Origin of the sequence: Phocaeicola faecalis (genome assembly GCF_021730445.1) — a bacterium.
Lineage (GTDB): Bacteria > Bacteroidota > Bacteroidia > Bacteroidales > Bacteroidaceae > Phocaeicola > Phocaeicola faecalis.
Genome location: NZ_JADNRM010000027.1, coordinates 23,459 through 36,233 on the forward strand (window position 1 = coordinate 23,459; position 12,775 = coordinate 36,233).

Annotated in this window: 8 protein-coding genes; 3 read left to right on the forward strand and 5 right to left on the reverse strand. The window is 43.6% G+C overall.

Annotated features, from left to right (window positions below):
- Positions 1-50 precede the first annotated feature (50 nt).
- Together IR173_RS17145 and IR173_RS17150 are read left to right on the forward strand one after the other, a co-directional pair.
- Positions 51-2,501, forward strand: a complete 2,451-nt coding sequence (locus IR173_RS17145) for an outer membrane protein assembly factor BamB family protein (RefSeq protein WP_237040733.1) — start codon at positions 51-53, stop codon at positions 2,499-2,501.
- Between the two features lie 31 nt (positions 2,502-2,532).
- Positions 2,533-4,683 (forward strand): alpha-L-fucosidase, encoded by a 2,151-nt coding sequence (locus tag IR173_RS17150; RefSeq protein WP_237040734.1) that lies wholly within the window; start codon positions 2,533-2,535, stop codon positions 4,681-4,683.
- A gap of 77 nt (positions 4,684-4,760) precedes the next feature.
- Here IR173_RS17150 and rpsO read toward each other — a convergent pair whose 3' ends face one another.
- Positions 4,761-5,030, reverse strand: a complete 270-nt coding sequence (gene rpsO / locus IR173_RS17155) for a 30S ribosomal protein S15 (RefSeq protein WP_005943869.1) — start codon at positions 5,028-5,030, stop codon at positions 4,761-4,763.
- Between the two features lie 461 nt (positions 5,031-5,491).
- Here rpsO and IR173_RS17160 point away from each other — a divergent pair, with 461 nt between their 5' ends.
- The gene (locus tag IR173_RS17160; RefSeq protein ID WP_237040735.1) at positions 5,492-6,559 is read left to right on the forward strand and encodes a response regulator; all 1,068 of its coding nucleotides are present in this window, start codon (positions 5,492-5,494) and stop codon (positions 6,557-6,559) included.
- Here IR173_RS17160 and IR173_RS17165 read toward each other — a convergent pair whose 3' ends face one another.
- The 4 genes from IR173_RS17165 to IR173_RS17180 form a co-directional block, all read right to left on the reverse strand.
- Positions 6,560-7,504 (reverse strand): DUF5106 domain-containing protein, encoded by a 945-nt coding sequence (locus IR173_RS17165; RefSeq protein ID WP_237040736.1) that lies wholly within the window; start codon positions 7,502-7,504, stop codon positions 6,560-6,562.
- A 195-nt stretch (positions 7,505-7,699) separates the two neighbouring features.
- Positions 7,700-10,654, reverse strand: coding sequence for a hypothetical protein (locus IR173_RS17170; protein ID WP_237040737.1), 2,955 nt, complete (start codon positions 10,652-10,654; stop codon positions 7,700-7,702).
- A 21-nt stretch (positions 10,655-10,675) separates the two neighbouring features.
- Entirely contained in the window at positions 10,676-11,725 is a 1,050-nt protein-coding gene (locus IR173_RS17175; protein WP_237040738.1) for a BF2992 family fimbrillin-A clan protein, read from the reverse strand.
- Between the two features lie 30 nt (positions 11,726-11,755).
- Entirely contained in the window at positions 11,756-12,769 is a 1,014-nt protein-coding gene (locus IR173_RS17180; protein ID WP_237040739.1) for a FimB/Mfa2 family fimbrial subunit, read from the reverse strand.
- Positions 12,770-12,775 lie beyond the last annotated feature (6 nt).

Below are 12,775 nucleotides of genomic sequence, written 5' to 3' on the forward strand. Positions count from 1 at the left end.
AAAGAGCTGGAAACGAGTTCAGAAATAAGAAATCATCTGGAAAGAAAGATATGAAAAAAGAATTTATATTTTCAATGTTATTGGCAGCTTCGCTGCCGGCTGCCGCCGCCCACCACGGGCGTGTTTTTGTGGATAAGAACCACAACGGAAGTTTCGATAAAGGAGAAAAAGTGCTGAAAGACGTCAAAGTATCCGACGGGCTGAACGTGGTAAAAACCGATGCAAACGGTATATATACCTTGCCTGGACACGAACGTGAACGATTTGTTTTCATCACTCTCCCCTCCGGCTATAAAGCCGGTGGCAAACATTATCACCCCATCACAACGACTGACGAAAATTACGATTTCGGTCTCATCCCTTATCAGGCAGGCATCGGCAAGAAAGGAGCACACCGTTTTATACAGGTATCGGATACCGAAATATTCAATACTACCGGCAACGAAGCATGGGCCGAGAACATCCGCCAATATGCCGCCAATGAAAAACCGGCTTTTATCATACATACCGGCGACATCTGCTATGAAAAGGGATTAAAGGAACATATCGAACTGATGAATACCCAAAATATGAACATACCCATGTTCTATTGCATCGGTAACCACGACCTGGTAAAAGGAAAATATGGAGAAGAGTGTTTCGAAAAATACTATGGTCCGGTATATTATTCATTCGATGTGGCAGGTGTACACTATATCGTCACTCCCATGCCGGGAGGAGATTACCGCCCGGGATATACCAAAGACGATGTATGCCGTTGGTTAAAGAATGACTTGGCACATGTCTCGCCGGAAACCCCCATCTATATATTCAACCATGATATATTGACTTACGGAAACGACTTCACTTATAAAGGAAAGACTGAAAGTATCAACCTGAACGAATACAACCTGAAAGCCTGGATATATGGGCATTGGCACATCAACCACAAAAAGAAACAGGGCAACGTATATACCATCTGCACTTCCAGCCTCGACAAAGGGGGGATTGACCATTCCACCAGTGCCTACCGGGTCATGCACGTAGACGGCAAGGGAGACTTTACCAGCGAGTTACGCTATACTTACCTGGACAAGAAATTATGTATCGCCTCACCCGTCGGAGAGTCGGCGTCACGCGTTGTTACAGCCAATGTTTACTCCTCGGTATCGCCCGTACGCAAAGCCAGCTATACCTGCACAGACGGAACAAGGACAATCTTGAAAAACAAACCGCTGACCCAGGTATCGGACTGGACATGGAGTGCCGATATGCCACTGAAAGAACAGTATAAAGGAAAGAAACTGACCTTACAGGTAGTGGCAGAATTCAAAAACGGAGAAACGACAAAAACAGAAACAAACTTTGTTTACCTTCCCGGAGAGACCACAGTAAAACTGGATGGCAATTGGGACAACCTGGCAGGAAATGCCGCCCATACCGGAATCTCTACCGCCCAACTGGACAGCACACTTTCGCTGGCATGGGTCAGAAATGTGGGCGCCAACCTCTATATGTCCTCTCCGTTAATACATAACGGCAAAATCTTTACCGCTTCCATAGATGAAGATTTAAAAGGAAAAGCTTTTATTTATGCCATGGACGGAGCAAGCGGAAAAATAGTATGGAAATATCCGGTAGCAAGCTCCATCAAAAATACAATAGCCATTACTGATGATATCGTATTTGCCCAAGATGTTTTGGGTAACCTGTATGCCGTAGATTGCGAGAGCGGAACACTCCGCTGGAAAACCCAACTGCCGGTAAACGGCCTGCCCGGACTGATTGAAGGACTGGCTACCGACAAGGGAATCGTGTATGCCGGAACCGGAAAAGCATTGTCGGCCTTTGAAGCACGGACCGGAAAACTGATATGGAGAAATAACGACTGGAACCAGCGTGAAGGAACCACAACGACCCTGTCTGTAGGCAGTGGAGTCGTGATAGGCTCTGTTCAATGGAGTGCCTTGTATGCCAACGACCTGAAAACAGGCAAGAAGCTTTGGAGTGCAAGCAACCACGGACTGCGTAACCGGGGTGCGTCGGCAGCGATTCACAACGGACTGCTCTATTTGATTTCCAATAAAGCCTGCTTTATTATAGAGGCCCGGACCGGAAGAATCATTGTCCGCAAGACCTTACCTTATAGTGTAGATGTTACCTCCACTCCTCTTCTAACCGATAAAGAGATCATTTTCGGCACAGCCAAAGAGGGACTGGTAGCTTTGGACAACCAGACACTGGAAGAAAAATGGAAATGCCCCGTAGGAGATGCCCTGATTTATACCTCGCCCTACAGCCGCCCTGTATCGGGCACCATAGAGACCACCCCTGTCCTGGCAGGCAAGATGATAGCAGTAGGTGCATCAGACGGAACCATCTATGGAGTAGATAAAGCAACCGGAAAAATCACTTGGAAACATGCCACAGGCTCACCGGTATTCAGTTCGGTAGCTGCATCCGGAAACGCCTTGGTCGCTACTGATTTCGGCGGCAATGTCTATGTTTTTACTCGAAAATAATATAAACCATAACATCAATCATTTACAAAAAATGAAAAAAACATTTTTATACAGCAGTCTTTTCGGCGTAGGCATGCTCTTTGCAGCCTGTGCAGAAAAGAATCGTCCGGCTCTGACCCTGCCATGCCAAAACACGATAGCAATAGAAAGTACAGACACCCCGGAAATCATTATGGAAAAAGCCGCGCATATTGTTCCCAGCCCGATGCAAATGGAAGCTTTGAAAAATGAATTCATCGCTTTCATCCATTTCGGTCCCAATACCTTTACCCGCATGGAGTGGGGAAACGGCATGGAAGACCCCCGCATCTTCGATTTGAAACAACTGGACACCGACCAATGGTGCGAAGCCATGAAAGCGGCAGGCATGAAAATGGTCATATTCACAGCCAAACACCATGACGGATTCGTATTATGGCAAAGCCGCTATACCCGTCACGGTATCATGTCCACAGATTTCCGCGAAGGCAAGGGAGATATACTGAAAGACCTCTCCGCATCCTGCCAAAAATACGGATTAAAATTAGGCGTATACCTTTCTCCTGCCGATTTATACCAGATAGAACATCCTCAAGGTCTCTATGGCAACCTGAGTCCATACACCGAGCGCACCATTCCTCGGGAAGTGCCCGGGCGTCCGTTCACCAACAAGGCCACCTTCCGGTTCATGCTTGATGACTATAATGAATATTTCATGAACCAACTGTTTGAATTGCTCACCGAATACGGTCCCATTCACGAAGTATGGTTTGACGGTGCACACCCCAAGCGCAAAGGCGGACAGAAATATAACTACTCCGCCTGGAAAGAACTGATTCATAAACTAGCCCCTCAAGCTGTTATTTTCGGCCGCGAAGACATCCGCTGGTGCGGAAACGAATCGGGAAGAACCCGAGATACCGAATGGAATGTCATCCCTTACCCGGAAAATCCCGACACCACTTCTCATTTCCCGGATATGACTGACGAAGATTTAGGCAGCCGCACACAACTCTGCAAGGCCAAGTATCTGCACTACCAGCAAGCCGAAACCAACACCTCCATCCGTGAAGGCTGGTTCTACCGCGATGATGACCGTCAGCGTGTCCGCTCTGTCGATGATGTATTCGACATATACGAACGTGCCGTAGGCGGCAATTCCACTTTTCTGCTCAATATTCCTCCCAACCGTGAAGGACGCTTTTCGGCACAAGATGTCAATGTGCTGAAAGAAGTAGGAAAACGGATCAGCCAAACCTATACTACCGATTACCTGCAAGGAGCCGAGGGTCCGAAGGAACTGCTGGACAACAATACAGACACCTATATCGTAGTCGGCCCGGACAAGAAAGAAATTGTTATTGAGACCCCCGATCCTGTCACTATCAACCGTTTCCTTATTCAGGAAGCCATCACCGTGAGCAGTGAACGAGTAGAAAAGCATGCCCTGGACGCATGGACAGACAATGCCTGGCAAGAAGTGGCAACCGGCACCAACATCGGCTACAAACGCATCCTCCGTTTTCCCGATGTAACCAGCAATAAATTCAGACTGCGTATTTTGGAATCTCGCATGAAGCCGGCCATTTGCCAAGTAGCAGCCTATCACTATACAGCCCATCCGCCCCGTCTGGAGGTAAAACGAAATACAGAAGGTAACGTAACCATCAGCACCATGCAACAAAAATTCGGATGGAAAACATATACACAGGACATTGCCCGGAATTTGAACGCCGGATTCAAGATTCATTATACTACAGACGGAAGTACTCCTACAGCAGAATCAAAAGAATACACCCAACCGTTTGCTTTGGAAAGCGGAATGGTGAAAGCTGTCGCTCTGCTGAACAACGAAAAGGAAGAAGTGTGTCAGCAGCAACTGGGATACCTTAAAAAGGAATGGAAGATCAAACAGGAAAGACCTACTGTGGTGACTCTGCAGGCAGACCGTCCTTATTCCATATCCGGACTGATGTATACTCCACAGATAAATGATGCAATGCCGATGAGTGTCAAAGGAAGCGTCAAGCTCAGTGAGAATGGAAAAGACTGGATTCTTACAGAAACATTTGAATTCGGAAATCTGAAGAATGACCCCACTTGCCGTTACCACTACTTTAAGAAACCGGCAAAAGCGCGCTACATACGCATAGAAGCCAATGAAAAGATAACCAAGGACGCCATCGAGTACGACCTGTTCTAAGTAAAATAGCCCCATAAAAAAAGCCGCTTCTCTTTTCAGAGCAGCGGCTTTTCTTAAGTCCTTTCCTAAAGAATGGATTACTTACGCAATCCAAGTGCCTTAACGATAGCACGGTATCTTTCGATATCGCGATCCTTCAAGTAGTTCAGCAACGCACGGCGCTTACCTACCAAAGTTGTCAAAGCTCTTTCAGTGCTATAATCTTTTCTGTTGAGCTTCAGGTGCTCAGTCAGGTGAGAAATACGGTATGAAAACAAAGCAATCTGCGCTTCTGCTGAGCCAGTATCAGTGTTAGACTTTCCGTACTTTTCAAAGATTTCTTGTTTTTTAGCTGCGTCTAAATACATAATTTTTAGATTTGTTGATATATAATTTATTCGTTTCGCGGGTGCAAAGATAGACATTATCTTTTATACCACAATGAATTAAGCAATTTATTTTTTATTTAATGCTCAGGTGCGAAAACACATTGCAGCCTCCTTTTCTTTATCGTCTTCGCTACTTGAATGAGACTACAAAGGTATTTTTTATCAAATACATAGGTATTTTAATCAAAAATATAGGTATATCATTCATTTTTTCTCTAAAATGTTTGTTTTTCTATTTTTTATTCGTATCTTTGTATCGAAGAAATAAACGATGTATTTCTTCAATTATACTAAAGCCCCTTCATATCATTTTTTATTATAGAACCATCCTGAAGAATAAGCGATTCTCTGGATGGTTCACTTTTTTCCAAAAGTATTGCTTTCCCAACAAGAAAAACCGTATCTTTGTTCAGTCAAAACAAAATTCGACTCATAGGGGCATGATTTTCATCTATCTTTCGACAAGCAGTGCATGGAATCCCAACACTTGGGCTATCCTATGCGGTATATTGACAATATTCCTTGTCATAGTGCTGCTTATTGTCTATTTTATTTTCAGACGGCTCCATATTGACCTCGCTATTTTACGTGCAGCACTCCAAAAGCGGCCCTCCCCACCAATCATATCCTCGATTCCTGATTTGCCACCCCAGACTGAAACCGCCGATTCGGTCCAAACTCCGGTTTCCACAGTCGAAGCAAAGAAACAGTACACCTTATTAATTATAGAAGACCATCTGGAGATACGTCTGTATCTGAAACTGATATTCGGTAACGAATACAACTTGCTGATGGCCGAGAATGGTGAAGAAGGCTTCAAAAAAGCGTGCGAAGAAGTACCCGATTTAATCATTACCGATATCATGATGCCGGTAATGGACGGTTTCAAGTGCTGCCAGTTGGTAAAAGAAAACCTTACCACCTGCCACATCCCCGTCATTCTGCTGACCGCCCTCACCGAAGAGGCGAATGTAATGAAAGGAATCGAGCTGGGTGCCGACGATTACATCCAGAAACCTTTCAACCCCAACATACTGCGCACTAAAGTCAAACGTCTCATCAAGAGCCGCGCAGAATTGAAGGAAATATATACCCGACTTCTTACTCCCGGTCCCGAGTCGGAATCATCATCGGAAGAGAAAACAGAAGAAGCCGGAATCCGGTTCCCCGAAGATCCGTTCATCATGGAAATAGTAAGAATTATCAATGAAAACATGAAAAACCCCGATTTCAACGTGAAAAAGCTGGCAGACATCATGGTCATCAGCCAACCTACCCTCTACCGTCGGGTGAAGATGATTACTAATTTCACCATCAGCGAATTTATTCGGGGCGTTCGTCTGAAACGTGCTGCCGAGTTGTTGCGCAGCCGGCGTTACACCGTTCAAGATATAGCCGAAATGGTGGGATACAGCGACCTTGCTACGTTCCGCAAACACTTTGTCGATTTCTATGGCACCACTCCGTCCACCTTCAGCAACAAAATGCTGATGGAAAAGCCGGAATAATTACTTGCCAAGCACTTGTGCCAAATATTGCTCCACTTGTTCCACCGGCGCATCCTTCAGCAATACTTTTTTATCTTTATCAAGCAAATAAAGGGTCGGCATAGCTTTCAAGTCATACAGTTCCCTGTTCAGTACAGTCAATTCCTTATCATAACCGTTTATCCACTTGGAGGGAATCATGTCCTGATGATTCTCCCATACCTCATGCTCTTCATCAGGATAAAAAGCCAGAATCCTGACCTGCTTCATAATCTCCTCATCAGTGAGCACAGGAGATGATTTCATGTGGGCCAACACCTCTGCACACCCATGACAATCAGGATTATAAAACAACAGCAACGTATAAGGGCTACGTAAATCATGCATACGCCGTTGTGCTCCCGAAGCCAGTGTATAGACAAAATCGGCAGCAACACCACCCACCCGGTTCATGTTAATCAGCTTCAAGTCATAGCGTGCACGGCTCTGTGCCGCCTCATCCGCCGATGCATAAGCAGTAACGAAACGGCACACCGGCTCAAACAGCTCTTCATTTCTCATGGGAGAATTAGGGTCGAAAAGATACTTACGCAATGTTTCGACAAAATAGTCCAGCATTTTCGGTTCTGCAGATGCACTCTGCAAAGTGCGGGTCACACAAGAATCCGCCATTGCCTGCGGCACACGTGTCAGCAAATCAATATAATTCGCCATTGCCTGCTCCGTGACGTCGGGCACATGGATATAAGCCGTATCTTTAAACTCAAACTTATCCCAATAGTGATTCACCACAAAATGCAGCCTGTCTTCGGCAGACTGTAGCATAACAGGCACTTCGGGCAATGTAAAAGCCAATGTTTTCTTCTCACCGGCTTTGTCGGCGTTCCCATTTTCCTGCTTTTTCCCTCCGCATGAAGCAAGAAGAACCAGCAGCAGGGCTATGAATGTAAATCGATGCATCTTCATTATTGATTCGTCTGCAAAAGTTAGAACAAAGATAGTGTTTTTTTGCCCGATATCCGATTGATTTCCAATCGTTTTCGGGCTTTGTTTCAGCTATCCGGTTTTGACGAAAGAAAGACCCTTTAAAAAACATACAGTTTAAGTTTCCATGTCATTTAATACAAATATCCATAGTATCAATTTCTTCTAATTCTTAGATTAATTTCCATCGCGTACACATCGAATCTTTCCTTGTATGTTTTGATCATTAGTCCCATCATTATAAAGTTTACCATGCCCATCCCGAGTCCAGTTATATGAAAAACCATTAGCCAGATAGAACAAAGACTTGTAAACATGAGCATAACGACCCGAATAACGATCTTGCCCCTTAGAATTCCATTTAGTCACAAGCGAGTTAGTTGGTATATTATCTTTGGTTTCTTGGTCGTTCCATTTCCAAAATTCAAATTTAGTACGTGTTAATAAAATTTCAGCATCCCCTTTAATCGTTTCTGAAGAAGTAGCCTGCATCATTATATTCACTTCTGTCAAAGTCGGAATACGCCATGAGCTTCCAAAAGTTTTACCACAAACAGTACTCCGCCCATTCTCAGCCTTTGTATTCTCTTCTTTGAATTTAACCTTTTCTGTTAGAGACTTATTATATGTAAATTTAATAGCCGGCCTATTATTTTCACTAAAAGTGGTACAATGCCCATCTATCTCTTTAGACTCCAAACTCTCGCGTACAGACGCTCTATTCAAATAGGTCAATTCAATAGTCTCATCAGACTTGGTGAAAATATTCTGATATTGATTTTCATCATCCCACTTGATATTATCTCTATCCGTTTCAGATACATCTACACCGAGGTCACGCACACAGCGAACATAGAACTTTGAATCAAAAGAATCATTTTTAGAACCGTTCGACAATCCCTCCTCGGCCCATAATATTTGCTGATTGTAACTAGAAATATAATGTTTATACTCCCACTTTCTATTATCACCAATCGCTTCATTAAAGTACAGACGAGCAGCCTGGTCATTAATGCCATACATTCCTATATACATTTGCTGATATTGATACAGAGAAGGTACATACCAGCGAACCTCATCGGCTGTAATCTTTCCATCTCCATTCAAATCTCTATTACGCTGCATACAAGCATATATCATATTCTGTGCCTTCTTATCAATTTTAAATGTCAGATACCCTCTATCATCAATAAGGGTCGTCCAAGCATTTTCATTATTAGGATAATAAACCGTGCTAAGGGTATTCTTACGACCATATTTTTCATCCTGACCAGATGTAATGTTTGTACCTTTCGGCATTGTTTTACTTCCTTCTGTCAAATTCTCTTCTATTGATTCCAGTCCCCAAGCACGATTCAATCCCGACGCATCTTTATTATAAATGGTCAATATTGCCTTTTGGCGCAACACATAAGCAGCAGAAGTCACACTGCTCCGTCCATCTGAGCTTATCTTTGTGTTTGCCAAAATCAATAACTTACGGTCATCCGTATTCACAAATTCTTTCCATGAAGCAACATCATTTGTCTTCGGATTTGTCTCATAATAGTTTTCATCCACATAAACCGTATAACGGACTTTATTGTTATCATAACTGGCATTCTGCTTCAAATCATCCAAGAATTCCTTAACAGTCATTATTTTCTTATTGCCTTTTCTAGCTTTCGTATACGGATATGGATAATACTTACCATCACTATAAGTCGTTTCTTTAACAAATTTCACCCAATTGGAATAACGTTTCTGTTCTGCCGTCTCCGTATCATCTTCTCTATAAGCAATACTACCGTAAGGCGTATTGACAGCATAACCAAAACTCTTCAGCCTTTTAGCTGTTTCAATCTGTGCTTTTGTAAATTCCAAAACAGCGGTACCATAATGCGAATCAAACGGCACAGGTTGTCCTCCATCAAATATAACGACATCACCTTCCGCATCCGGGCGGTTCTCTGATTTAGTATTTACTTCCACTGTTATTTCATTCACACCTTTTACCCGAACGATATAGGTATATTGCGTATTGCGATTAGTAATGTAGCTATTATAATCATTACCTGAGTTTTCTCCAAGCAGAATATAATATTGTACATCGGCATCTACCGTAACAGGAGCATCTGATTTTTTCCCATTTTCATCTGTTACATAAGACTTTCCGGAAAAATGTCCTTTCAACAACACGTATGTGGCATTGGAAGGCGCATTGGTGAAAACTTTCCTTTCACTCTCTTTGCCGGAATCCTTTACCTCACTCCATGCAGCACGATCACCATAAGCCTCCACCTCTTTTTGAGCCCCGGCACATCTTTCCTGCACATAAAAACTAAACTCTCCCTTATTGGCAAAGTCATAACTAGTCACAGAATTATAATACGCAGCCTCATCAACTTCTTCTCCGGTAGAAAACAAATGCACTTCACGTGGCGCATTCACTACCTGCCAGCTTGCCAACGTGAATTTTCCCTGACTGTCGCTACTGGTATCCACATCAAATTTTATACTTGCATCAACACGAACCAAATGAATCGTTCCACCTAATTGTCCATCCTTAGAAATGGTAACCCTACCATCACTAGACAAAGCAGTGCCGGCACTATAATATCCACTCATTGTAAATGTGGAAGGAGTCACAGTCGGTTCCTTTGCCAACGCAGTTTTAAGCCCGGTTACATTTGTCACTTCATTTAAATCATCAAGAATAGCTGAACCAACTTTCATATTCACATTGGCAACCCCCATAATAATCCGTTCGCCCGAGCTCGTGATAATATTTGACAACGTACCAGCTTCTCCATTTTCATTTCGTGAAATGACAGCATTTGCATTTGTACTATACTCAGAAACACTATTCGTTTCACCACTGGCAAAATAGTATTTGCTTACCAACTTCTCCGAACCTGCATCAAAAATAAACAAATAAAAATCTGAGACTTGAGCTGTCAAATCTATAGCACGAGTTGAAATATTTACCGAATCCCTTTCAGGTACAGACAACTCCATGCTTATTGTAACTTCCCTGCCTCCTACCTGTGCATCAGGAACAAGCGAATCGTCAGCACACGAAATCATGCCCGATACAAGTAGAGTCAGCAAAACTACATACTTAAACTGCATATATAAATTGTTTCTTTTCATACTTTTTCCTCCTCTACTTATTTATTCAAATGGCGGAACAATTACACTGCCTCCAGCCTGCCAAGCATAAACATCGTATGACAAAACGATGATGTTTTCATCCTTCACCGTAATATTATATATGTATGAATAGTTACGAATCACATTCTCAGAAAATTCTATATTTTTCTCCTTTACTACGCCGTTTTGTTCGTAGGCTACAGTAATAGTCAAAGGTCTTTTAGCAATATCCTGTTCCGGCAGATAAATCTTATTTTCGTATGAAGTGGTGACATTAAGTCTTTCGTATTTGATAGTTTGAGTTTCGGCATCAACCGGCACATCAGGAACTATATAATAATTGTTACTGAGAGTAGCATCAGACTTACATTTGCCTTTATTCATAGCCTCTTTAATGGTAATTCCGGTAATCTTAAATTTATTTCCATAACCCTTACCACCATCTATCAAGAATCCCAGTTTAGCCACCGCACGGTGCATATCGCAAGACTGAGTTAATTGGTTAGCAGATAAAGTAAATGCTGAGGTAGCTCCCCACATCGGAATACGACGATAATCCGATGACGTTTCATCAGTGTTCCACGGAGTCTGAGTTCCATCATAAGAATAAATCAAAGAGTTATAAAGCTCAGACTCCGAGATGCCTTCTCTGAAATCAGCATCAACTCCATTCTGACTTAAGTTGGCTAAAACCACCAATTTCAAGGAGCTGCCGAAAAGACCTGTTGCATCAAACGTACCTTCCAAAACCTTCACGTTAGAATTGCCTGACTGAGTGGTAACAGATGCAATTGGAACTCTCCCTTTAAAAGAGTTTCCTTGGAATACCAATACATAGACATCATCTTTAATGATTGTCTTTTGTCCCTCCGTTGTATCATCCGTGCCACCATCCGTAAAGTCTCGTGCCTGTGCCCCCCATTCTGCCGGGTCTCCCCCCGGCAATGCAATCTGCAAGTGCACGCTCACCCGTCCGTCGGTCTGCGGTTCGGGCACCATGCCATTGTCCTGACACGAAGCAAACCCGATACAAACGAGGAGTAATATTATATATGAGTACCATTTCTTCATAATTTCTTTTTGTTACGCGTTACACACACATTACATATTCATATCATTGAAACGAACCACCCAGTCATTGATAATGATGCGGGTATTAATCCATTTCATACTTTCGTCTAAGAAGAAAGTCATGTTGTACTCATCCTGACGGTCGAGATACTCCTGGTTAGTCATGTCATGACCTTCGGCTTCGGTGAGCAACAGGTATTTCACTAAGGGGATGGAGAGAACCGTTTCGCCGGTCTCGGTATTGGTAATAGTCAGCTTGGGGTTGTTTTCCTCCACCAACCGGCCCACTGTGATTTGGGCAATCGCCACGCTGATGTTGTCATCTTCGCCAGCCGTGTCGCCTTCGGCACGTGCCGACTTGTCTACCACCGTACCGCCCTGTGCACGGTAATAAGGATAATATGTCAGAGTTTCGTCCGAAATCAGTTTGTTGTCGTAGTTCATCAAACCGTTGTCGTCCGTAATCGTAAATTCAAATTTATCTACATCTACCGTTACCCCATCCATTTGCTGGAGGATAACGCGGATGGTATTGGTGTTCTTCACCAAAGGAACAGTCACCACTTGTTGGGTTGCCGCGCGGGTAAACGACTGTTTGGTAACCTCGCCATGCCACAAAGAAGAAAGTTTGCTGCTTACCACAGCGCTTCCGTCGGCTGCGCGAGAGTAAATGCGGTCCATTTTACATTGAAGTTCTTCCAACGAAGACACTCCCTGCGTAATCAAAGGAACGGAGAATGAGGCCTCATCGCTCAAACCCGCCCATGTTATAAGGTGGTAATCGCCCGGCTCCATATCGACCACCATCGAGTAGCCGTCGGCGGCCAAAGCATCGCCTGCCTCAGTTTTCTGGTATACCAGCTTGCCGTTGTCATCAAAAGCATAAAGAGCAACACTGCTTACCTCGCGAGAGAAAGCATCGGCATACTTCATGTTATAATCATACTTAAACTTCACCCTGTATTCCACAGAGCAGTCCACATCGTCTTCGTCCAAAATACTGTCGCATGACGTGGCTGTGAACCCTACTGCCACAGCCATCATTGTAGT